Source organism: Pseudomonas oryzihabitans, from assembly GCF_032027545.1.
In the GTDB taxonomy this organism is placed as follows: domain Bacteria; phylum Pseudomonadota; class Gammaproteobacteria; order Pseudomonadales; family Pseudomonadaceae; genus Chryseomonas; species Chryseomonas oryzihabitans_F.
This window is the reverse complement of sequence record NZ_JAVSJB010000003.1, coordinates 12,330-35,412: the sequence shown is the minus strand read 5'-3', so window position 1 is coordinate 35,412 and position 23,083 is coordinate 12,330. Positions and strand designations below refer to the sequence as shown.

Sequence of the window (23,083 nt, the reverse complement as noted above, 5' to 3'; positions counted from 1 at the left end):
TCAGCCATTTTCGCCTTGTTTGGCTCTAGCTCGCGAGCCTTTGAACAGGCTCTTAGCCGGTGCGTCTATGGTAGGCTTGCCGGCGTCTCAACAGGAGTCAAACATGCGTATTTCCCAACTGTTGCTCGCCGCTTGCCTGGGGCTCGGCGTGCAACTGGCTCAGGCCGAACCTGAGCAGGCCATTCGCCAGAGCCTGACCGCACTACAACCCAATCTTGCCATCGAGTCCATCGCCAAGAGTCCGCTGGACGGCCTCTACCAGGTCCAGCTCAAGGGTGGCCGGGTGCTCTACGCCAGCGGTGATGGCCAGTTCGTCATGCAGGCCTATCTGTACCAGGTCAAGGACGGCAAGGCCGCCAATCTGACCGAGCAGGCCGAGAACGTCGCTGTGGCCCGGCAGATCAATGGCCTGGACCGCAACCAGATGATCGTCTATCCCGCCCAGGGCGAGACCAAGGCGCACATTACCGTCTTCACCGACACCACCTGCCCCTATTGCCAGAAGCTGCATGCCGAGGTGCCCGAGCTGAACAAGCGTGGCATCGAGGTGCGCTACCTGGCTTTCCCGCGGCAGGGCATGGGCTCGCCGGGCTCCAAGCAGTTGGAGGCGGTGTGGTGTGCCAAGGACAAGCCCGCGGCGCTGAACCAGATGTTCACCGGGCGTGAGCTCAAGTCCGAGACCTGCCAGAATCCGGTCGCCCAGCAATTCGCGCTGGGGCAGAACATGGGCATCCAGGGTACCCCGGCGATCATCCTCGCCGATGGCCAGATGATTCCGGGTTACCAGCCGGCCGACCAGTTGGCGGAAGTGGCAATCGGTGCGCGCTAAGGCGCCTAACAGAGACTTCAACGGTGCCGCGGAGCGGTACCACTCGACATGGGGATAAGGGTGTGAAGCCGGTCAAAGTAGGCATCTGTGGTCTGGGTACCGTGGGCAGCGGGACCTTCAACGTGCTCAAGCGCAACGCCGAGGAAATCGCCCGGCGCGCCGGGCGGGGTATCGAGGTGGCGCAGATCGCCCAGCGTCGGCCCAATCCCAACTGCGATACCGGCAGCACGCCGATCACCGCCGATGTCCTGGCGGTGGCGGACAACCCCGAGATCGACGTGGTCGTCGAATTGATCGGCGGCTACACTCTGGCACGCGAGCTGGTGCTGCGCGCCATCGCCAACGGCAAGCACGTGGTCACCGCCAACAAGGCGCTGATCGCCGTGCATGGCAACGAGATCTTCGCCAAGGCCCGCGAGCAGGGCGTCATCGTCGCCTTCGAGGCCTCGGTGGCCGGTGGCATCCCGGTGATCAAGGCCTTGCGCGAAGGCCTGGCGGCCAATCGCATCAACTGGGTCGCCGGCATCATCAATGGCACCGGCAACTTCATCCTCTCCGAGATGCGCGAGAAGGGTCGCACCTTCCCCGACGTCCTGGCCGAAGCCCAGGCGCTGGGCTATGCCGAGGCCGATCCAACCTTCGACGTGGAAGGCATCGATGCCGCCCACAAGCTGACCATCCTGGCGTCCATCGCCTTCGGCATCCCGCTGCAATTCGACAAGGCCTACACCGAGGGCATCACCCGCCTGACCACCGCCGACGTCGGCTATGCCGAGGCGCTGGGCTACCGCATCAAGCACCTGGGCGTGGCGCGCAGCACCGCCCAGGGCATCGAGCTGCGGGTGCACCCGACGCTGATCCCGGCCGATCGCCTGATCGCCAACGTCAACGGCGTGATGAACGCCGTGATGGTCAACGGCGACGCCGTCGGCTCGACGCTGTTCTACGGCGCCGGTGCCGGCCAGGAGCCTACCGCCTCGGCGGTGGTGGCCGACCTGGTGGACGTGGTCCGCGCCATGACTTCCGATCCGGAGAATCGCGTGCCGCACCTGGCCTTCCAGCCCGATGCGCTGTCCGACCATCCGGTGCTGCCGATCGAGTCCTGCGAGAGCGCCTACTATCTGCGCATCCAGGCCAAGGATCACCCGGGCGTGCTGGCCCAGGTGGCGAGCATCCTTTCGGACCGTGGCATCAACATCGAGTCCATCATGCAGAAAGAAGCCGAGGAACATGACGGCCTGGTGCCCATGATCCTCATCACCCACCGCGTGATCGAGCGCCATATGGTCGAGGCCATTGCCGCCCTGGAAGCCCTGGACGACGTGGCGGGCGACGTGGTCCGCATCCGGGTCGAGCACCTGAACTGAGCAGCCTGGCGGCGCCCGGCGCCGCCGTCTTTCCCGAGGTCGAGTCATGCGTTACATCAGTACCCGCGGCCAGGCGCCCGCGCTGAATTTCGAAGAAGTGCTGCTGGCAGGTCTCGCCAGCGACGGCGGTCTCTACGTGCCGGAGAACCTGCCGCGTTTTTCCCTGGAGGAGATCGCCTCCTGGGCCAGTCTGCCCTACCACGAGCTGGCCTTCCGGGTGATGAAACCCTTCGTCGCCGGCTCCATCGCCGATGCCGAATTCAAGGCCATCCTGGAAGAGACCTACGCTGGTTTCGCCCACAGCGCCATCGCGCCGCTGCGCCAGCTGGACGCCAACGAGTGGGTGCTGGAGCTGTTCCACGGCCCGACCCTGGCCTTCAAGGATTTCGCCCTGCAGTTGCTGGGTCGTCTGCTCGATCATGTGCTGGCCAAGCGCGGCGAACGCGTGGTGATCATGGGCGCCACCTCCGGTGACACCGGCTCGGCGGCCATCGAAGGCTGCAAGCGCTGCGAGAACGTGGACATCTTCATCCTGCATCCGCACCAGCGGGTGTCGGAAGTGCAGCGCCGGCAGATGACCACGCTGCTAGGCGACAACATCCACAACATCGCCATCGAAGGCAACTTCGACGACTGCCAGGAGATGGTCAAGGCCAGCTTCGCCGACCAGGGTTTCCTCAAGGGCACCCCGCTGGTGGCGGTCAACTCGATCAACTGGGCGCGGATCATGGCCCAGATCGTCTACTACTTCCATGCGGCCCTGCAGCTGGGTGCCCCGGCGCGCTCCATCGCCTTCTCGGTGCCCACCGGCAACTTCGGCGACATCTTCGCCGGCTACCTGGCGCGCAACATGGGTCTGCCGGTGAGCCAGCTGGTGGTGGCCACCAACCGCAACGACATCCTGCACCGCTTCATGTCGGGCAACCGCTACGACAAGCAGCAGTTGGAAGCCACGCTGTCGCCGTCCATGGATATCATGGTGTCGTCCAACTTCGAGCGCCTGCTGTTCGACCTGCACGGTCGCGATGGCCTGGCCCTGGCGGAGCTGATGGCGAACTTCCGCAGCAGCGGCACGCTGTCGGTGGCGGACGATCGCTGGACCGAGGCACGCAAGCTGTTCGATTCCCTGGCGGTCAGTGACGCAGAGACCTGCGCCACCATCGCCGAGGTCTATGCCGCCACCGGCGAGGTGCTGGACCCGCACACCGCCATCGGCGTGCTCGCTGCCCGTGAGTGCCGCCGCAGCCTGGCCACCCCCATGGTGGTACTGGGCACCGCCCACCCGGTGAAATTCCCCGAGGCGGTGGAGCAGGCCGGCATCGGCGCGACTCTCAGCCTACCACCGCATCTGACCGACCTGCTGCAGCGCGAAGAGCGCTGCACCGTACTGCCCAACGACCTGGCCGCCGTCCAGGCGTTCGTTGCCCGTCACGGCAAGCGCGGGCAGCCGCTGTAGGGCTGTTTGCCAGGTCGCGATGTAGGGTGGGTAACGGCGTAGCCTTGCCCACCGGTGCCCGAGCCCCGCGTGGAAAACGCTGCGCGGTTTTCCACCCTACTCGCTGAATCGCGGCCATGGGCCGCTTCTACAAGAACGTCAAAGCTCTGTAGGAGCGGCCGCATCGGCGGACCGCCATGGCCGCGATAGACCCCATACCTGATGCGTTCAAGCGTCTACCTGGCCCTAAGCCTCTCCTCCTTTTCCGGTACAATGCCCGGCTTTCCCTGCCGGTGACCCGCCCATGGCTCTGCAAGCCACGCCCTACAAAGTCGAACTCAACCTCACCGATCTGGATCGCGGGGTTTACGAGAATCTGCGTCTGACCGTGGCGCGGCATCCCTCCGAGACCGAAGAGCGGCTGGTGGTCCGGCTGCTGGCCTATGCGCTCTGGTACAACGAGCAACTGGCCTTCGGCCGCGGCCTGTCGGATGTCGACGAGCCGGCGCTGTGGGAGAAGAGTCTCGACGGCCGGGTGCTCCACTGGATCGAGGTCGGGCAGCCCGATGCCGAGCGGCTGACCTGGTGCAGCCGCCGTACCGAACGCACCAGCCTGCTGGCCTATGGCAACCTGCGCGTCTGGCAGACCAAGGTCGTGGATGCGGTCAGGACGCTGAAGAATCTGCACATCGCCGCGGTTCCGGCCGAGCCCCTGGCCGAACTGGCCCGCGACCTGCCGCGTAGCATCGTCTGGCAGGTGATGATCAGCGAGGGCACCCTGTTCGTCACCGACGACCGCGGCCAACACGAGCTGCAGCTGGAATGGCTGCTGGGCGAACGTTGATGCGCCTGGAGCCCCGTCCGCTACCGGCGGTGTTGCCCGACCTGGGCGATCTGCCGCCGCTGCTCACCCGGCTCTATGCCGCCCGCGGCGTGACCCAGCCGGAAGAGCTGGACAAGGGCCTGGCGCGGCTGGTGCCCTATCACCAGCTCAAGGGCATCGAGGCGGCGGTGGAGCTGCTGGCGCGCGCCCTGGAAGAGCGCCGGCGCATCCTCATCGTCGGCGACTTCGACGCCGATGGCGCCACCGCCAGTGCCGTAGGCGTGCTGGCCCTGCGTCGCCTGGGCGCGGCCTGGGTCGACTACCTGGTGCCCAATCGCTTCGAGTACGGCTACGGCCTGACGCCCGAGATCGTCGCCGTGGCCCTGCAACGCGAGCCGGAAGTGCTGCTCACCGTCGACAACGGCATCTCCAGCCTGGATGGCGTGGCCGAGGCCAAGGCCGCCGGGCTGCAGGTGGTCATCACCGACCACCACCTGCCGGGTGCCGAGTTGCCCGCCGCCGACGCCATCGTCAATCCGAACCAGCCGGCCTGCGCCTTCCCCAGCAAGTGCATCGCCGGGGTCGGGGTGATCTTCTATGTGATGCTGGCGCTGCGTAGTCGCCTGCGCGAGAACGGCTGGTTCAGTCGTCAGGGCCTCGCTGAGCCCAATCTGGCCGAATTGCTCGATCTGGTGGCCCTGGGTAGCGTCGCCGATGTGGTGCCACTGGATGCCAACAATCGCATCCTGGTGCATCAGGGGCTGATGCGTATCCGGGCCGGTCGGGCGCGACCGGGCCTCAAGGCACTGCTGGAAGTGGCCGGGCGCCAGCCGGGCAAGGTGGCCTCCAGCGACCTCGGTTTCATTCTCGGCCCCCGACTCAACGCGGCCGGCCGCCTGGACGACATGTCCATCGGCATCGAGTTGCTGCTCTGCGAAGACCCGCAGCTGGCGCAGGAATACGCCCAGCAGTTGGACGACTTCAACAAGGATCGCAAGAGCATCGAGCAGGGCATGCAGCGGGAGGCGCTCAAGCAGCTCAAGGAGCTGCCGGAAGACGATCTGCCCTTCGGCCTCTGCCTGTTCGATCCGGAGTGGCACCAGGGCGTGATCGGCATCCTCGCCTCGCGCCTCAAGGAAAAGTATCACCGCCCGGCGCTGGCCTTCGCCGACGACGGCAGCGGCACCGGCATGCTCAAGGGTTCGGCACGCTCGGTGGCCGGGCTGCACATCCGCGATGCCCTGGACGCCGTGGCGACTCGCCATCCTGGGCTGATCACCAAGTTCGGCGGTCACGCCATGGCCGCCGGCCTCAGCCTGCCCCAGGCGCATTACGAGACCTTTGCCGCCGCCTTCGATGCCGAGGTGCGGCGTCATCTGCAGGCCGAGGACTTGAGCGGGCGGTTGCAGACCGATGGCTGCCTGGCTCCGGCCGAATTCCAGCTCGACCTGGCCCAGGCCCTCCGCCAGGCTGGGCCCTGGGGTCAGCAGTTTCCCGAGCCGCTGTTCCATGGCACCTTCGAGATCCTCTCCCAGCGCCTGCTCAAGGAGCGCCATCTGAAGCTGACCCTGCGCAGCGAGCAGGGTGGCCCGGAGCTGGAGGGCATCGCCTTCAACATCGATCGCGAGACCTGGCCCGATCCCAACATCCGCTGGGCCGAACTGGCCTATCGGCTGGACGTGAACGAGTTTCGTGGCAACGAGAGCGTGCAGTTGCTGGTGGTGCATCTGGCCCCGCGTTAGTCGGAACAGCGACCTATTCTGTTCGGGAACACTCCAATGCGGTGAATCCCTAGAAGACGAGGTCTGTCATGAGTCTCCTGTTCCAGCCCCTGACCCTGCGTCAGCTGACCCTGCCCAACCGGGTGGTGGTCTCCCCGATGTGCCAGTACTCCAGCGAAGACGGCTTCGCCAACGACTGGCACCTGGTCCACCTCGGCAGTCGCGCCGTTGGCGGTGCCGGCCTGGTGATCTTCGAGGCCACCGCGGTTACCCCCGACGGGCGCATCACGCCCCAGGACCTGGGGCTGTGGAAGGACGAGCAGATCGAGCCGCTGCGGCGCATTACCCAATTCATCGAAGGCCAGGGCAGCGTCGCCGGCATCCAGCTGGCCCACGCCGGACGCAAGGCCAGCACCTGGCAGCCCTGGGCCGGTAAGCACGGCAGCGTGCCCATCGCCGAAGGCGGCTGGGTCCCGGTAGCACCCTCGGCCATTGCCTTCGATCCCCAGCATACCCGGCCCACGGCCCTGGATCGCGATGACATCGCCAGCATTCGCCGGGCCTTCGTCGATACCGCCGAACGGGCCCTGGCGGCTGGCTTCAAGGTGGCCGAGATCCATGCCGCCCATGGCTATCTGCTGCACCAGTTCCTCTCGCCGCTCTCCAATCGCCGCGAAGACGACTACGGTGGCAATTTCGAGAATCGCATCCGCCTGCTGCTGGAGGTGACTGCCGATGTCCGGGCGGTCTGGCCGGATGAGCTGCCGCTGTTCGTGCGGGTCTCGGCCACCGATTGGGTGGAGGACGGCTGGGACGTCGACGAGACGGTGGAGCTGGCGCGCCGCCTGAAGACCCTGGGCGTCGACCTGATCGACGTCTCTTCCGGCGGCACCGCGGCCCAGGCCGACATCCCCACCGGCCCCGGCTACCAGACTCAGTTCGCCGAGCGGGTACGCAAGGAAGCCGAGATCCCCAGTGGCGCGGTGGGCATGATCACCGACGCGGCCCAGGCCGAGCATGTGCTGCGCACCGGCCAGGCTGACCTGGTGCTGCTGGCCCGCGAGTTGCTGCGCGATCCCTACTGGCCGCTCAATGCCGCCGAGGCCCTGCGCGAGAAGGTCTCCTGGCCGCCACAGTACGTGCGCGCCGCACACCGGGATACGCCGCTGCGCAAGCCCTTCGGCGCGGAATAGGGATCAGTGAGGAGCCATCCGCGCGGCTGGCTCCTTGGGTCACGGCTTGACTGGTCGCAAGGCCGCTTCCAGGGCGTCGCTGTCATAGTAGTCACCCAGGTACCAGATGCGCCCGTCACGGATCCTCATGATGCTGGCACCGCGGATCTTCACCGGTTGCTTGCCGGTGGCGGTGGGGCGGTTGCCAGTGAGTTCCCATTCGAAGGCGATGCTGCGCGGGCCGATGACCGGCTTGTGCAGCATTTTCACCTGCAGGTCGGGCACGGCCTTGAGGGTGACCTTGACGATCTTGTCGCGGGCCTGGGCACGGCTGGTCTCGGTGACGGCGGTGCCGCTGTCGAAGTACTGCACCTTGGGATCGAGCAGGGCGCTGGCGGCCTCGGCGTCGTGGTCGTTCCAGGCATCGAGATAGCGATTGGCAATGAGGCGAGCGTCCTCGGCGGCGGCCTGGACCTGGCCGGCGGTGAGGGCGAGCGAAAGCGCGAACAGCACAGCCAGACGCGAACGCATGGGGTGTCTCCGACAACGGCAAGGGAAAGGCGCAAGAGTAGCGCCGAGCGCGCGCGCCGGTCAGCAATATTTTGTATCGACTCGCCGAATGGGCCTGGCAGGCTGCAACATCCGGTAAGCAGGCGGCTTGAGCCAGACGGTCCGCGAGGTGGTCTCAGGAGGTTGAATCCCTTGCTCACGGAGGTCGTACATGAACACTCGAGGTCTGCTCGATCAACTGCTCAAGGCCGGCCAGCAGGCACTGGCCAAGAAGACCGGCCAATCGACCATACGGCCGGGCGCTGGCGCGGCACCTGGCGGCAAGGACGGCCTTGGCGGCCTGCTCTCGGGCCTGGGCAACAGTGGCCTGGCCGCCGGCGCCCTGACGGCTTTGCTGGGCAGCAAGCGCGGTCGTAGCCTTGGTGGCAAGGCGGTCGGCTACGGTGGGCTGGCGGCGCTCGGCATGGTGGCCTACAAGGCCTATCAATCCTGGCAGGCCAACCAGGCGCAGGGTACGAAAACCGTCGAGCCGCGCACCGTGGACCGGGTGCCCGAGCATGAAGCCGAGGCCCATGGCCGGGCGGTGCTCATCGCCCTGATCGCCGCGGCCAAAGCGGATGGTCACGTGGACGCCCAGGAGCGCCAGGCCATCGAGGCCGAGATGGCCAAGCTGCATGACGATCCGGAATTGCGCAGCTGGTTGCAGCGCGAGCTGGAGCAGCCGCTGGACCCGGCCAAGGTGGCGGCAGCGGCCGAGACACCGGAGATGGCCGCCGAGATGTACCTGGCCAGCCTGATGCTGATCGACGATCAGCAGTACATGGAAAAGGCCTATCTGGAAGAGCTGGCGCGCCAGCTCCGTCTGGACCCTGGCCTATGCGCCGAGCTGGAGCGCCAGGCCGCAGCGGTCTGACCGCTAGGCGCCCAGCGCTGCTTCGTTCAGCGGCTCTGCTCCCAGCAGCAGAGGCCGCTCTGCCGCGCAGAGCTGCAGCAGGAAATCCCAGACCACGCGCAGGCGCGCGGAGCGGTGCAACTCCCGGTGGGTCGAGATCCAGTATTCGCGGGTGAAGGACCTTTCCGGCAATACGCATTCCAGCGGGCTGTCGTTACTCACCAGATAGCAGGGCAGCACCGCGATGCCGAGGCCGGCACAGGCCGCCTCCCGTTGGGCGATGACACTGGTGCTGCGAAAGACCAGGCGGGGTTCCGGACAGAGCCCCTGGATGAATTGCAGCTCACGGCAGAACAACAGGTCGTCGACATAGCCGATGAAGGTCTGTTCGGCGAGATCGGCCTGGCCATGCAGTGACGGTGCCCGCTCTAGATAGTCGTGGCTGGCGTAGAAGCGCAGGCGATAGGGCGTCAGTCGCCGGCCGATCAAGCCCTCGGCGGTGGGGCGCTCCAAGGTGATGGCGATATCCGCCTCGCGGTTGGTGACGCTGACGAAGCGCGGCACCGAGACCAGTTCCACCTCCAGGCCCGGATAATCCCGCAGCAGTCCGCCCAGGCGGCGGGCCAGAAAGCCGGTGCCCAGGCCTTCGGTCACACCGACCCGTACCTGACCCAGGGGATTGAGTCTCTGGGTCACGGCTTCCTGGGCCAGCAGGGCGGCTTCTTCCATCGCCTGGGCATGGGCCAACAGCGCCTGGCCGGCTGGCGTGAGCTGGTAGCCGCTGGCCTGCTGCACCAGCAACTGGCTGCCCAGGGCGCGCTCCAGGGCCTCCAGATGGCGGGCGATGGTGGCATGGCTGACGCCCAGGCTACGGGCGGCGGTCAGCAACCGGCCATGGCGCTGCACCTCCAGGAAAACGCGCAGATCGTTCCAATCGAACATGCCGCCGCCTCTCTTGTTCTGGTCTAGCCGGCCGTTTCCAGGGAGCTGTGCAGAAATGCACAGCCATTGCCCGTTTTCGGCGACTGTTGTTCGCGGATGACGACACTAGGATAGGGGCCACAACAACAAAACACGAGGCGACGTCATGCCCGGTCCTGCGGCGGAATATGACTTCATCATCGTCGGTGCCGGTCCGGCCGGCTGCCTGCTGGCCAATCGACTGTCCGCCGATCCGACCCATCGCGTGCTGCTGCTGGAAGCCGGCGGGCGCGACAACCATCCCTGGATCCATATCCCGGTCGGCTATCTGTTCTGCATCGGCAATCCACGCACCGATTGGTGCTTCAAGACCGAGGTGGAAGAAGGGCTGGGCGGCCGGGCGCTCAACTATCCGCGCGGCCGGGTGCTCGGCGGCTGCTCGTCCATCAACGGCATGATCTACATGCGTGGCCAGGCCCGCGACTACGACGGCTGGGCGGCTGCCGGCAATCCCGGCTGGGCCTGGCAGGACGTGCTGCCGCTGTTCAAGCGCATGGAGGATCATTGCGACGGCGCCTCGGCCTTCCATGGTGCGGGCGGTGAATGGCGGGTGGAGCGCCAGCGCCTGCACTGGACGCTGCTCGACGCCTTCCGCAGTGCCGCGGGCGAAACCGGCATCGCGCCGGTGGAGGACTTCAACACCGGCGACAATGAAGGCTGCGGCTACTTCCAGGTCAACCAGCGCAATGGCGTGCGCTGGAATGCCGCCAAGGCCTTTCTCAAACCTATCCGCCACCGCGCCAATCTGCAGGTATTGACCGGGGTCCAGGTGGAGCGGGTGCTGCTGGAAGAGGGCAGGGCGCGGGCGGTCCTGGCGCGGCTACCGGGCCAGGCCGCGCCCCAGCGGCTGGTGGCGCGTCGAGAGATCGTGCTCTGCGCCGGCGCCATAGGCTCGCCAACGCTGTTGCAACGCTCCGGCATAGGGCCGCGGGCGCTGCTCGAAGGCCTGGGCATCGGCGTCCAGCATCGCTTGGAAGGGGTGGGTGGCAATCTGCAGGACCACCTGCAATTGCGGCTGATCTATCGCGTCCATGGCGTGCCGACCCTCAATGCCCTGGCCGGCAGCCTCTGGGGCAAGCTGGGCATGGGGCTCGAGTATCTCTGGCGGCGCAGCGGCCCCCTGGCCATGGCGCCGAGTCAGCTGGGTGCCTTCGCTCGTTCCGATCCAGGCCAGTCCTCGGCCAATCTGCAATACCACGTACAACCGCTGTCGCTGGAACGCTTCGGCGAGCCGCTGCACGGCTTTCCGGCCTTCACCGCCTCGGTGTGCAACCTGCGGCCGGCCAGTCGCGGCCAGGTGGCCATCCGCAGCGCCGATCCCCAGGCCGCGCCCTTGATCCAGCCGCGCTACCTCAGCGCACCGGAGGATCTCAAGGTGACCGCGGATGCGATCCGCCTGACCCGGCGCATCGTCGCCGCGCCGGCCCTGGCCGCCTATCGACCCGAGGAATACCTGCCGGGGCCGGCCTACCAGAGTGACGAGGAGCTGCAGCAGGCGGCCGGCGCCATAGGCACCACCATCTTCCATCCCTCCGGCACCTGCCGCATGGGGCGGGACGTCGACGCCGTGGTCGATGCGCGCCTGCGGGTGCATGGCATTCCGGGGCTGCGGGTGGCCGACGCCTCCATCATGCCCACACTGGTCTCGGGCAACAGCTGTTCGCCGACCCTGATGATCGCCGAGCAGGCGGCCACCTTCATGCTGGCCGAGGCGCGGGAGCAGGGCAGTCACGAGCTGCCCGCCGCAGTGGCCCGGGCCAGCGCGGTCTCGGCCGCCTAGCTTCGTCCAGCCGGCTTCACCGGCGGCGGGCCTTCCGCCGTTTCCACCGTAGTAGCTGTCGCCCATAACAACAATGAGTGCCCGGCGCTCCCGGGTCAGGAGAACGCGCGATGTCAGACTATGCCCAACCCCGGGTGCAACCCACCGTGGCCACCAGCCGCCGCGAAGAGCGCAAGGTGATCTTCGCCTCGTCCCTGGGGACCGTCTTCGAGTGGTATGACTTCTTTCTCTACGGCGCCCTGGCGGCGGTGATCAGCAAGCAATTCTTCGCCGGGGTCAACGACACCACCGCCTTCATCTTCGCCCTGCTGGCCTTTGCCGCCGGCTTCGTGGTGCGGCCCTTCGGCGCCCTGGTGTTCGGGCGCCTGGGCGATCTGGTCGGGCGCAAGTACACCTTTCTCGCCACCATCATCCTCATGGGTATCGCCACCTTCGGCGTCGGGCTGCTGCCTACCTATGCCAGCATCGGCGTGGCCGCGCCCATCATCCTGGTGGTGCTGCGCCTCTTGCAGGGCCTGGCCCTGGGCGGCGAATACGGTGGCGCCGCCACCTACATCGCCGAGCATGCACCGCCCGGCAAGCGCGGCGCCCACACCAGCTGGCTGCAATCCACCGCGACCCTGGGCCTCTTGCTGTCGCTGGTGGTGATCCTGGTCTGCCGCTACCTGACCGGTGATCAGTTCGAGGTCTGGGGCTGGCGCCTGCCGTTCCTGCTGTCGATCTTCCTCTTGGCCATCTCCACCTGGATCCGGATGTCGATGCACGAATCGCCGGCCTTCCTGCGCATGAAGGCCGAGGGCAAGCAGAGCAAGGCGCCGATCCGCGATTCCTTCACCAACTGGAGCAACCTCAAGGTGGTGCTGATCGCCCTGTTCAGCATCAACGGCGGCCAGGCGGTGACCTTTTACCTGGCGCAGTTCTACGTCATGTTCTTTCTCACCCAGACCCTCAAGCTGGACCCGCTGCTGGCCAACAACCTGTTGATCGTCAGCGTCATCCTCGGCGCGCCTTTCTTCGTCATCGCCGGCTGGCTGTCGGACAAGGTCGGCCGCAAGCCGATCCTGATGCTCGGCCTGCTACTGGCGACGGTACTGTACTTCCCGCTGTTCAAGGCCCTGACCCACTACGCCAATCCGCAGATCTACCAGGCCAGCCAGCAGGCGCCCATCGTGGTGACGGCCGATCCGGCCACCTGTACCTTCCAGTTCGATCCAGTGGGCAAGGCCCGCTTCGACAGTCCCTGCGACCGGGTCAAGACGCTGCTGGCCAAGAGCGGCCTGCCCTATCGCAGCGTGGCGGCGGCGCCGGGCGATGCCGTGCAGGTCAGCGTCGGTGACAAGCTGATCGTCGGCTACGACGAGCCGGCCCTGCGCGCCGCGGTGCAGGCTGCCGGCTATCCGGCTAAGGCCGATCCGGCACAGGTCAACAAACCCATGGTGGTGGCGGTGATCTTCGCCCTGATCCTGATCGCCACCCTCTGCTACGGACCGCTGGCGGCGCTGATGGTGGAGCTGTTCCCCACGCGCATTCGCTACACCTCCATGTCGCTGCCGTACCACATCGGCAATGGCTGGTTCGGCGGCTTCCTGCCCACGGTGTCCTTCGCCCTGGTGGTCTATACCGGCGACATCTTCTATGGTCTCTGGTATCCGGTGCTGATCACCGGCGTCAGCCTGGTGGTGGGGCTGCTGTGCCTGCCGGAAACCCGCCACCGCGACCTCGACGCCGATTGAGCACCACACGGGCGGCGAACCCCTTCGCACTCTGAGTTTCGCCGCCGATTGGGTTATACTCGCGAGCTTTTCCACAGCTTTTCTCGCGAGTGTTTCCCCCATGGAAATCAACCCGATCGTCACCAGCATCAAGGACCTCTCCAGCCGTACCCAGACCATTCGGGGGTATCTTTGACTACGATCTGAAGAAGGATCGGCTGGTCGAAGTCGAGCGCGAGCTCGAAGACCCCAATGTCTGGAACAAGCCCGAGTACGCCCAGAATCTCGGTCGCGAGCGCTCCCAGCTGGCCCAGGTGGTCGGCACCCTGGACGAGCTGAGCGGCGGCCTGGCCGATGCCAGCGACCTGCTGCAAATGGCCGCCGAAGAGGAAGACCAGGGCGCGGTCGATGACGTGGCGGCCGAGGTGGAGCGCCTGCGCGGCATCCTCGAGAAGCTGGAATTTCGCCGCATGTTCAGCGGCGAGATGGACCCCAACAACTGCTACCTGGACATCCAGGCCGGCTCCGGCGGCACCGAGGCCCAGGACTGGGCCAACATGCTCTTGCGCATGTACCTGCGCTGGGCCGACCAGCACGGCTTCAGCGCCGAGATCGTCGAGCTGTCCGAAGGCGAGGTCGCCGGTATCAAGGGCGCCACCGTGCACATCAAGGGCGAATACGCCTTCGGCTGGCTGCGCACCGAGATCGGCGTGCACCGCCTGGTGCGCAAGAGTCCCTTCGACTCCGGTAACCGGCGCCACACCTCCTTTACCGCGGTGTTCGTCTCCCCCGAGATCGACGACAACATCGACATCGAGATCAACCCGTCCGACCTGCGCGTCGACACCTACCGCTCCTCCGGTGCCGGCGGTCAGCACGTGAACACCACCGATTCCGCGGTGCGGATCACCCACGTGCCCACCAACACCGTGGTGGCCTGCCAGAACGAGCGCTCCCAGCACGCCAACCGGGACACCGCCATGAAGATGCTGCGGGCCAAGCTGTACGAGCTGGAGATGCAGAAGCGCAACGCCGCCTCCCAGGCGCTGGAAGACTCCAAGTCCGATATCGGCTGGGGCCACCAGATTCGCTCCTATGTGCTCGACGCCTCGCGGATCAAGGATCTGCGCACCGGCGTCGAACGCAGCGACTGCGACAAGGTGCTCGACGGCGATCTGGACGAATACCTCGAAGCCAGCCTCAAGCAGGGCATCTAATCCCACTCTCCCCGTAGGAGCGGCCCACGGCCGCGATCCTGCTAGTTATCGCGGCCATGGGCCGCTCCTACGGTCAGCTACCCCAGGTAAACAGCAGACATGAGCGAACAACCCCTAGACCCGCAAGCCCAGGAACAGGAAGACAACAAGCTGATCGCCCAGCGCAAGGAAAAGCTCTCCGCGCTGCGTGACCAGCAGGCCATTCCCTTCCCCAACGACTTCCGTCGCGACAGCCTGGCCGGTGACCTGCAGAAGCAGTACGCCGACAAGACCAAGGAAGAGCTGGAAGCCGCGGGCATCAAGGTCAAGGTGGCCGGCCGCATCATGCTCAACCGCGGTGCCTTCATGGTGCTGCAGGACACCAGCGGGCGCATTCAGGTCTATGTCGACCGCAAGACCCTGCCGGCCGAGACCCTGGAAGCGGTCAAGACCTGGGACCTGGGCGACATCATCGCCACCGAGGGCACCCTGGCCCGTTCCGGCAAGGGCGATCTCTACGTCTACATGAACGACGTGCGCCTGCTGACCAAGTCGCTGCGCCCACTGCCCGACAAGCACCACGGCCTGACCGATACCGAGCTGCGCTATCGGCAGCGCTACGTCGACCTGATCGTCAACGAAGAGGTGCGCCAGACCTTCCGCGTGCGCTCCCAAGTCATCGCCCATATCCGTCGCTTCCTCATGGAGCGTGGTTTCCTCGAAGTGGAAACCCCCATGCTGCAGACCATCCCCGGCGGCGCGGCGGCCAAGCCCTTCGAGACCCACCACAACGCCCTGGACATGGCCATGTTCCTGCGTATCGCGCCGGAGCTGTACCTCAAGCGCCTGGTGGTGGGTGGCTTCGAGAAGGTCTTCGAGATCAACCGCAACTTCCGTAACGAAGGCGTCTCGACCCGGCACAACCCCGAGTTCACCATGCTCGAGTTCTACCAGGCCTACGCCGACTACGAAGACAACATGGATCTCACCGAGGAACTGTTCCGCGAGCTGGCCCAGGCCGTGCTCGGCAGCACCGACGTGCCCTATGGCGACAAGGTGTTCCACTTCGGCGAGCCCTTCGTGCGGCTGTCGGTGTACGACTCCATCCTCAAGTACAACCCGGACATCACCGCGGCCGACCTCAACGACGTCGAGAAGGCCCGTGCCATCGCCAAGAAAGCCGGCGCCAAGGTGCTCGGCCACGAAGGCCTGGGCAAGCTGCAGGTGATGATTTTCGAGGAACTGGTGGAGAGCAAGCTGGAGCAGCCGCACTTCATCACCGAGTATCCCTTCGAGGTCTCGCCGCTGGCGCGGCGCAACGACCAGAATCCAAACGTCACCGACCGCTTCGAGCTGTTCATCGGTGGCCGCGAGATCGCCAACGCCTATTCCGAGCTCAACGACGCCGAAGACCAGGCCGAGCGCTTCATGCTGCAGGTCCAGGAAAAGGACGCCGGTGACGACGAGGCGATGCACTACGACGCCGACTTCATCAACGCCCTGGAATACGGCATGCCGCCCACCGCCGGCGAAGGCATCGGCATCGACCGCCTGGTGATGCTGCTGACCAACTCGCCGTCGATCCGCGACGTCATCCTCTTCCCGCACATGCGTCCGCAATAAGCTGAGGCGCCCCGTCCGGGGCGCTTCCGGCACCTGCCGATGCGGGGCTCTGTCATCAAAGGTTCATCTTTATCTGCTAAGAGCCTGTTCAAAGTCTCGCGAGCTACAGCCAAACAAGGCGAAAAGGCCTGAGGAAGCGGAATTTACGCATGGTAAATGAGCATTTCGAAGGTCTTTTCAACGCAGTTTGGCCGACGCGCAGCAGACTTTGAACAGGCTCTAACAGAGCCCTGATGTCGCGTCCCCTTGCAGGTAGCCATGACCAATACCCTGATTCCCCTGCATCCGGCCGCCGAACGGCTGGGGCTGCTCTACGCCTATCACTTCACCTCCGGCCAGCCCGGCCACGCCCTGACCATGGCCCCGGAAGATCCCTGGGAAGCCGAGGAGGGCGGCTTTCGCTGGCTGCATTTCAACCTGGCCCACGCCGCCGCCGAACGCTGGATGCGCGAGCACCTGGGGCTACCCGAGGAATTCTTCGAGTCGCTACACGCGGGTTCCCATTCGACCCGCCTGGAGCCGGCCGACGACACCCTGCTCGGAGTGGTGAACGACGTGACCCTCGCCTACGGCCAGGTCTCGGTGGACGTCGCCACCCTCTGGGCCTGTGCCCGACCGGGACTGCTGGTGACCGCCCGCGCCCAGCCGCTGCGCTCGGTGGATCGCCTACGCCATGCGGTACGCCGGGGCGAGGGCTTCGGCTCGACCCTGGAGCTCTTGGTGCACCTCTTGCGCGACCAGGCCGATGTGCTGACCGGCATCATCCGCGACACCACGGTCAAGGTGGACGCCATCGAGGATCGGCTGTTGTCCCAACGGCTGGCCGCCAGCCGCGCCGAACTCGGTAGCCTCAGACGCGCCCTGGTACGCCTGCAGCGATTGCTGGCGCTGGAGCCTGGCTCCTTGCTGCGCCTGCTCAACCGGCCACCGGCCTGGTTGCGGCGCGACGACATCCAGACCCTGCGCGAGGCCACCGAGGAATTCGACCGGGTGCTGGACGACCTCTCGGCCCTGGTGGAACGGCTCAAGCTGCTGCAGGAAGAGATCGCCGCCGCCTCCGCCGAGCAGACCAACCGTACCCTGTTCACCCTGACCCTGGTCACGGTGCTGGCCTTGCCGATCAACATCATCGCCGGCTTTTTCGGCATGAACGTCGGTGGTATTCCCCTGGCCAGCTCGCCCCATGGCTTCTGGATCCTGGTGGCGCTGGTGGCCACCTTCACGGTGCTGGCCGGCAGTTGGGCGTTCCGCAAGCGCGGCGACTGATCGACCCCATGCAACCCCTGGGGGTGCGCCGCGGTCTTTAGTGCGGTGCTCCAGAAGTTAACCGCACAATTTTGGCGGCGCTTTTTACTCCTGGACTTCGTTGCCACTCCTCGCCATAGCCCTGCTATGACTCGTCGCGGCGCCTAGCCCAAGAGCAAAAATCACTCGCCAACTCTTGTGCGAACTTCTGAAGCACCACACTAGGGAACCGCTGCTGGAGACCGCAATGGACTTCAAGGACTACTACGAGGTGCTCGGCGTCGCCCCCGACGTCGACGACAAGACCCTCAAGACCGCCTATCGCAAACTGGCGCGCAAGTACCATCCCGATGTGAGCAAGGAGGCCGATGCCGAGGCTCGCTTCAAGGAGGTGGCCGAGGCCTACGACGTGCTGCGCGATCCGCACAAGCGCGCCGAGTACGACCAGGTGCGCCTCTACCAGCAGCAGGGCGAGCGCTTCCAGGTGCCGCCGGACTGGCAACCGGGATCGGGTGAGAACTACAGCGATCCCCAGGCCGGCTTCGGCGAGGACTATTCCGATTTCTTCGAATCCCTGTTCGGCGCCGCCGGGCGTTCGCAGCACGGCGGCTTCGCCCGGCGCGGCCGCGACGTCGAGTTGGAATTGCCGCTGTTCCTCGAAGAGAGCCAGGCCGGCAGCACCAAGCCCCTGAGTTTTTCGCTGCCGCAGCGCGATGAACTCGGTCGGCGTGTCGGCGAGACCACCAAGACCCTCAACGTCAAGATTCCCGCCGGCAGCACCGATGGCGAACGTATTCGTCTGAAGGGCCAGGGTGAACCGGGCATCGGCGGTGCGGAGGCGGGGGATCTCTATCTGGTCATCCGCCTGGTGCCCCATCCCGTATTCGACGTGGATGGCCAGGACCTGGTCGTCACCGTGCCGCTCGCCCCCTGGGAGGCAGCCCTGGGCGCCAAGGTGCAGGTGCCCACCCTGGATGGCCAGATCATGCTCAGCATCCCAGCCGGCAGCCAGAGCGGCGCGCGGCTGCGGGTACGGGGCAAGGGCCTCGCCGGCAAGAATGGGCAGGGCGATCTGCATGCGGTGCTCAAGGTGGTGATGCCGCCAAAGGGCGATGAAGCGACCCAGGCGCTGTGGCGTCAACTGGCCGAGCGGGCGGCCTTCGATCCCCGCCAAGACTGGAGGAAAGTCCGATGAGCAGTCTGATCGTCCTGCAGGAATTCTGCGTGCTCTGCGAGGTGAGCGAGCCCGTGGTGGTGGAGATCGTCGAGCACGGCATCCTGGCGCCGCAGCGCGGCAAGCGTCCGGCCGAATGGCACTTCGACACCGGCGCCCTGCACCGCGCCCGCCGCGCCGTACGCCTGCGTCGCGAACTGGAGCTGGACTGGGCCGCGACCGCCCTGGCCCTGCACCTGCTCGATGAGGTGGAAGAGCTGCGCCGCGAGAACCAGCGACTGCGCCAGCGACTGGCGCGTTTTGCCGGTGAGGTACGGGATGTTTGAATGAGTTGTGTTGGGCTTGGCTGCGCTCAGCCTAAACTGCGGGGTTGAGCTCCTCCTCTCCCGGAGGGAGAGAGCCGAGTGAAGGGGGCCTGTTTAGCGGCGCTAGGCCAATCGCGGCCATGGGCCGCTCCTACAGGTCGTAGTGTGGAAAACGGCGCAGCCTTTTCCACGGGTGAGTTCGCCGCGAAGGATTCCCTCACCCCAGCCCTCTCCCGAACGGAGAGGGGGCGCTTGGAGCGGACGCTCGTCTTCAGTGACTCAGGCGATAAGACAGTTGCTCCTACAGGAAGAGGTACGTTGGTTTGACGTGATCTTTGCCGTGGCTGATGAAACTGAACGCCTGCTCGGATAGCCCCCTCTCCCCTCGGGAGAGGGTTGGGGTGAGGGCCTCCTCGCCACCAAGTCTCCAGTGGAAAAGGCTGCGCCGTTTTCCACGCTACGGACCCAACCTTGTGCTCCAGCGCTGGTAGGCTGGATGTATTCTCTGCCATCCAGGAGTTCTTCATGGCCAGCCATATCCTCGACCATCGCATCCTCGGCGAATCCCTGCAGGCGGTGGAGATCGGCCTTGATCCCGGCGAGACGGTGATCGCCGAGGCCGGCGCCATGACCTACATGGAAGCCGACATCGACTTCACTGCGCGCATGGGCGATGGCTCGGCTGGCTTGCTCGGCAAACTCTGGGGCGCCGGCAAGCGCATGCTCGGCGGCGAGTCGCTGTTCATGACCCACTTCACCAACCAGGGCCGCGAGAAGCGCCACGTCGCCTTCGCCGCGCCCTATCCGGGGCAGGTGGTGCCTCTGGACCTCGCCGCCCTGGGCGGTACCCTGTTCTGCCAGCGCGATTCCTTTCTCTGCGCGGCCAAAGGCACCCGCCTCGGCGTGGCCTTCACCCGCCGCCTGGGCGCCGGTTTCTTCGGTGGCGAAGGCTTCATCCTGCAACGGCTGGAAGGTGACGGCATGGCCTTCGTGCATGCCGGCGGCACGGTGATCCGCAAGGAACTCAAGGGCGAGACCCTGCGCCTGGACACCGGTTGCCTGGTGGGCTTCACCAATGGCATCGACTACAACATCAAGCTGGCCGGCGGCCTGCGCAGCATGCTGTTCGGCGGCGAAGGCCTGGTGCTGGCCACCCTGAGCGGCCACGGCACGGTGTGGATCCAGACGCTGCCCTTTTCCCGGCTAGCCGGTCGGGTCCAGGCCGCGGCCGGCGGCACGGTAGGGGAGCGCCGTGCCGGCGGAGACTAGCGATCTAGGCCCGTTGTAGAGCGCTCTGCGGCGCCATGCGCTCCAGCCAGTCGCGCCAGCGTACCCGGCTGTCGTGGACCAGCCAGGCGTCCTGGCGGGCGAAGCTTTCCGCCAGCCAGAGGCCGCGGGTCGACACCGGTAGGCGTTGCCCGGCGGACAGGGTATAGAGCTCGCCGGTGGGCTTGCCGTCGTCCAGGGCGACCAGATAGAGATCCGGGCGCTGGCGTGCCAGACGGGCCAGCAGCTGGCCGTTCTCGATCTTCTCGTCGACGTGGAACAGGCTCGGCGCCTTGCACTCCCTGGGCAACTCCAGCAGCAGGTCATAGACCAACTGCAGCGAGGCGGTGGGGGTGTGCACATAGGCACGCGGCCGCTCCAGCAGTGCCAGGCTGCCGCAGCGCACCGGACGCGCCGCGCCGGAGCGCGGGGTCAGGCGGAAGGCCACGTCCTCGCGATAGGGCAGGGCGGGGGCATAGGGGGTCGGCAGCCAGGTGTCGGCGAAGCGTCCGGCCAGCCAGCCACGCGGCGTCTCGATCAGGCATTCCTCGGCCACTTCCTGCACGGCGGTGAGCAGCGGCAGGGCCAGTTCGTGGGCGGGGATATAACCGGAGATCAGCTTGAGCACCACGTCGCCGCGGTCGGGTCGACGCTGGCGCACCAGCAGCCAGTGATCCTGGCCCTGCCAGTTCAGCGTCAGGCGTACCGAGACGCCCAGGTTGGCGAGCTTGACGCTGAAGTGCTGGGCGTCGTCGATCTCGATGGGTTTGCGCCGCTCCAGCATCTCGCTGAAATTCAGGGGCTGGCCAAGGGCCTGGTAGGTGAGGCCGTCGTGATTGGCTTCCACCGTCAGGGGCAGGGTCTTGAACGCCTTAGGGTTGTGGCGGGCGATGAGCTGGGGCATGGCCGACTCCTGTTTGTTGTATGCCAGAGACGCACTACCCTGGGCGGCCGGGAGGTCGTCCAGCGGGCAGGTGCGCAGGATCAGCGAAACGCTCTGGATCAGGGCCGAGCGGTGATCACTTCGGCCAGGGTACGGACATTATGTGACAGGTGCAGGGGATCGATAGTGCCGACTATCGCACCGCTCACCCCGGGCTCGCCGAACACCTTGGCAAAGCTGGCCCGCACCGGGTCCTGGCCGGCGCCCAGCACGGCGTGACCGCTGGCCAGCGCCTTCTTGATCAGGATGCCCTTGCCCGCTGCAGCGGCGGCCTGGATCACCGGGAGCTCGGCGTCTTCGTTGAGGTTGAAGGTGACCATGGCGCAATCACCGCTCTCCAGCGCCTTGAGGCCGCCGGGCACGGTCTTGCCGGAAAAGCCGAAGGCACGGATCAGGCCATCGCGCTTGAGCTCGGCCAGGGTTTCGTAGCAGCCGCTGTCCTGGAGGATGGCCAGGTCGTTGCCATCGGAATGCACCAGCACCAGGTCCAGCCAATCGGTTTCCAGGCGCTGCAGGCTGCGCTCCACCGAGCGACGGGTGTGGGCCGGACTGAAATCGAAGCTGGAAAGACCATTGTCGAACTCCTCGCCGACCTTGCTGGCGATCACCCAATGCTGGCGCTGGCCGCGCAAGAGCGGACCGAGGCGTTCTTCGCTACGGCCATAGGCCGGCGCGGTGTCCAGCAGGTTGATGCCCAGCTCGCGGGCCAGGCTGAGCAGATCGGCGGCGCTGCGGTCGTCGGGGATGGTGAAGCCGTTGGGGTACTTCACGCCCTGGTCACGGCCGAACTTGACCGTGCCCAGGCCCAGGGGGGAAATCGTCAGACCGGTGCTGCCCAGCGGACGGTGCAGACCATGCAGATCGCGCAGGCTCATGGCAGCAGCTCCTCCCAGAAGGGCGCCGCCACCGGCGGTTGCGGATGGACGGGCAAGGCAGGATGCCGCCCGGGGGCGATGCCGTCGCGGTCGAGATGGGCCAGGACGCGGTCGGCCAGGTCCGGTGACAGCGCCAGCTTGGTCGGCCAGCCCACCAGCAGACGGCCTTCCTCGGCGAGAAAGGCGTTGTCCGGCCGTACCAGCCCGGATTGCGCCGGCTCGGCGCGGTCCACCCGCAGGGTCGCCCACTGGGCACCAGCGAAGTCGATCCAGGGTAGCAGGCGCTGCAATTCGTCCCGCGCCGCGGCGATCTGCGCCTGGGGTTCGCGCGCTACGCCCTCGGCTTCGGCCAGGTCGCCACCCAGGTACCACAGCCACTGGCCGTCGGCAGTGGGGTGGCTGGTGATGGTCACCCGCGGCTTGGGACCACCGCCCAGACAGTGGGCGTAGAGGGGTTTGAGCATGGGCCCCTTGACCACCACCATGTGCAGCGGCCGGCGCTGCATGGCCGGTTGTTCGAGATGCAGCGCCTGGAGCAGATCGGCCATGCCGGCGCCGGCGGTGAGCACGATGCGCCGCGCGCGGATCGGCTGGCCATCCACCACCAGGCCGGTCAACTCGCCATCTTCGCGCAGCGGCTGGAGATCACGCCCAGCCAGCAGGCTGTCGCCGGCCAGCTCGGCCAGGCGCTTGACCAGGCTGGGCACGTCCAGCACCAGTTCGGCCAGACGGTAGACCTTGCCCTTGAAGGCGCGGTCGCGCAGGGCCGGGGGTAGTTCGTCGCCCTTGACCGCATCCACTCGGCCGCGCACCGCCTTGCTGGCGAAGAAGCTGGTGAGATTGCCGGCCAGGCTGCCGGGCGACCAGAGGTAGTGGGCCTCGGAGAGCAGGCGCACGCCGGAGAGATCCAGCTCGCCACTACCGGCCAGGCTCTCGCGCCAGCGCCGCGGCATGTCGGCGATGGCCTCGGAGGCGCCGGTGAGCATGCCGGTCAGGGCGTACTTGGTGCCACCGTGGATGATGCCCTGGGACTTGCCGCTCTGGCCGCCACCCAGGGCGCCGCTCTCCACCAGCACGGTGGCGTAGCCGGCGCGCCTGAGGCGGGCGTTGAGCCAGAGGCCGGCGACGCCGCCGCCGACGATGAGGGTATCGGTGGACCAGGGTTGGGACATGAACGGCCTGCTGCGTTGGAAGCTTTAAAGAGGGGATTCTTACATATTAGGGCGGTCATCTG

General features: G+C 66.4%; 20 protein-coding genes. 15 read left to right on the top strand and 5 right to left on the bottom strand.

Annotation, left to right across the window (positions count from 1 at the left end):
- Window positions 1–103 precede the first annotated feature (103 nt).
- The 6 genes from RND78_RS05110 (at window position 104) to RND78_RS05085 (ending at window position 7,368) form a co-directional block, all read left to right on the top strand.
- Window positions 104–829: a thioredoxin fold domain-containing protein gene (locus RND78_RS05110; protein WP_312726609.1), complete on the top strand. Its 726-nt coding sequence runs from the start codon at window positions 104–106 to the stop codon at window positions 827–829.
- Window positions 830–891: 62 nt separating this feature from the next.
- Window positions 892–2,196, top strand: a complete 1,305-nt coding sequence (locus RND78_RS05105) for a homoserine dehydrogenase (RefSeq protein ID WP_312726607.1) — start codon at window positions 892–894, stop codon at window positions 2,194–2,196.
- 46 nt (window positions 2,197–2,242) lie between these two features.
- The gene (gene thrC, locus RND78_RS05100) at window positions 2,243–3,652 is read left to right on the top strand and encodes a threonine synthase (protein WP_312726605.1); all 1,410 of its coding nucleotides are present in this window, start codon (window positions 2,243–2,245) and stop codon (window positions 3,650–3,652) included.
- A 283-nt stretch (window positions 3,653–3,935) separates the two neighbouring features.
- Window positions 3,936–4,475, top strand: a complete 540-nt coding sequence (locus RND78_RS05095; RefSeq protein ID WP_312726604.1) for a YaeQ family protein — start codon at window positions 3,936–3,938, stop codon at window positions 4,473–4,475.
- On the top strand, window positions 4,475–6,196 hold the full coding sequence (recJ, locus tag RND78_RS05090; protein ID WP_312726602.1) for a single-stranded-DNA-specific exonuclease RecJ: 1,722 nt from the start codon (window positions 4,475–4,477) through the stop codon (window positions 6,194–6,196). The genes RND78_RS05095 and recJ overlap by 1 nt, the downstream gene beginning before the upstream one ends.
- Window positions 6,197–6,264: 68 nt before the next feature.
- Window positions 6,265–7,368: an NADH:flavin oxidoreductase/NADH oxidase gene (locus tag RND78_RS05085; protein WP_312726600.1), complete on the top strand. Its 1,104-nt coding sequence runs from the start codon at window positions 6,265–6,267 to the stop codon at window positions 7,366–7,368.
- Window positions 7,369–7,407: 39 nt separating this feature from the next.
- On the opposite strand, the gene RND78_RS05080 is transcribed toward RND78_RS05085, so the two are convergent.
- Window positions 7,408–7,878 carry a nuclear transport factor 2 family protein gene (locus tag RND78_RS05080; RefSeq protein WP_312726598.1) on the bottom strand — a complete coding sequence of 157 codons (471 nt, stop codon included), beginning with the start codon at window positions 7,876–7,878 and terminating at the stop codon, window positions 7,408–7,410.
- 190 nt (window positions 7,879–8,068) lie between these two features.
- Between RND78_RS05080 and RND78_RS05075 the strand changes: the two genes are divergently transcribed.
- Window positions 8,069–8,770, top strand: coding sequence for a tellurite resistance TerB family protein (locus RND78_RS05075; RefSeq protein WP_312726596.1), 702 nt, complete (start codon window positions 8,069–8,071; stop codon window positions 8,768–8,770).
- A gap of 3 nt (window positions 8,771–8,773) precedes the next feature.
- Here the strand turns inward: RND78_RS05075 and RND78_RS05070 are convergent, their stop codons facing one another.
- A complete protein-coding gene (locus RND78_RS05070; protein WP_312726595.1) occupies window positions 8,774–9,691 on the bottom strand; it encodes a LysR family transcriptional regulator in 918 nt (305 codons plus the stop codon).
- Window positions 9,692–9,836: 145 nt separating this feature from the next.
- Between RND78_RS05070 and RND78_RS05065 the strand changes: the two genes are divergently transcribed.
- From RND78_RS05065 to RND78_RS05030, 8 genes are all read left to right on the top strand, one after another.
- Window positions 9,837–11,510, top strand: a complete 1,674-nt coding sequence (locus RND78_RS05065) for a GMC family oxidoreductase (RefSeq protein WP_312726594.1) — start codon at window positions 9,837–9,839, stop codon at window positions 11,508–11,510.
- A gap of 110 nt (window positions 11,511–11,620) precedes the next feature.
- On the top strand, window positions 11,621–13,243 hold the full coding sequence (locus RND78_RS05060) for an MFS transporter (protein WP_312726593.1): 1,623 nt from the start codon (window positions 11,621–11,623) through the stop codon (window positions 13,241–13,243).
- A gap of 100 nt (window positions 13,244–13,343) precedes the next feature.
- A protein-coding gene (gene prfB, locus RND78_RS05055) for a peptide chain release factor 2 (protein WP_312726592.1) occupies window positions 13,344–14,439 on the top strand; the annotation gives its coding sequence in 2 pieces (ribosomal slippage) (window positions 13,344–13,415 and window positions 13,417–14,439; 1,095 coding nt in all).
- 99 nt (window positions 14,440–14,538) lie between these two features.
- Window positions 14,539–16,041 carry a lysine--tRNA ligase gene (lysS, locus tag RND78_RS05050; protein WP_312726591.1) on the top strand — a complete coding sequence of 501 codons (1,503 nt, stop codon included), beginning with the start codon at window positions 14,539–14,541 and terminating at the stop codon, window positions 16,039–16,041.
- 258 nt (window positions 16,042–16,299) lie between these two features.
- Complete coding sequence (locus tag RND78_RS05045) at window positions 16,300–17,307, top strand: transporter (RefSeq protein ID WP_312726590.1); 1,008 nt, start codon at window positions 16,300–16,302, stop codon at window positions 17,305–17,307.
- Between the two features lie 226 nt (window positions 17,308–17,533).
- The gene (gene cbpA, locus RND78_RS05040) at window positions 17,534–18,481 is read left to right on the top strand and encodes a curved DNA-binding protein (protein WP_312726589.1); all 948 of its coding nucleotides are present in this window, start codon (window positions 17,534–17,536) and stop codon (window positions 18,479–18,481) included.
- Window positions 18,478–18,786 (top strand): chaperone modulator CbpM, encoded by a 309-nt coding sequence (locus RND78_RS05035; protein WP_312726588.1) that lies wholly within the window; start codon window positions 18,478–18,480, stop codon window positions 18,784–18,786. The genes cbpA and RND78_RS05035 overlap by 4 nt, the downstream gene beginning before the upstream one ends.
- A 504-nt stretch (window positions 18,787–19,290) precedes the next feature.
- Window positions 19,291–20,034 (top strand): TIGR00266 family protein, encoded by a 744-nt coding sequence (locus tag RND78_RS05030; RefSeq protein WP_312726586.1) that lies wholly within the window; start codon window positions 19,291–19,293, stop codon window positions 20,032–20,034.
- Window positions 20,035–20,038: 4 nt separating this feature from the next.
- Here RND78_RS05030 and RND78_RS05025 read toward each other — a convergent pair whose 3' ends face one another.
- The 3 genes from RND78_RS05025 to RND78_RS05015 all read right to left on the bottom strand — a co-directional run bounded on the left by RND78_RS05025 (window position 20,039) and on the right by RND78_RS05015 (window position 23,021).
- Window positions 20,039–20,935 (bottom strand): metal ABC transporter ATPase, encoded by an 897-nt coding sequence (locus RND78_RS05025; protein ID WP_312726585.1) that lies wholly within the window; start codon window positions 20,933–20,935, stop codon window positions 20,039–20,041.
- A 98-nt stretch (window positions 20,936–21,033) separates the two neighbouring features.
- Window positions 21,034–21,849 (bottom strand): aldo/keto reductase, encoded by an 816-nt coding sequence (locus RND78_RS05020; protein WP_312726583.1) that lies wholly within the window; start codon window positions 21,847–21,849, stop codon window positions 21,034–21,036.
- The gene (locus RND78_RS05015) at window positions 21,846–23,021 is read right to left on the bottom strand and encodes an FAD-dependent oxidoreductase (protein WP_312726582.1); all 1,176 of its coding nucleotides are present in this window, start codon (window positions 23,019–23,021) and stop codon (window positions 21,846–21,848) included. The genes RND78_RS05020 and RND78_RS05015 overlap by 4 nt, the downstream gene beginning before the upstream one ends.
- Window positions 23,022–23,083 lie beyond the last annotated feature (62 nt).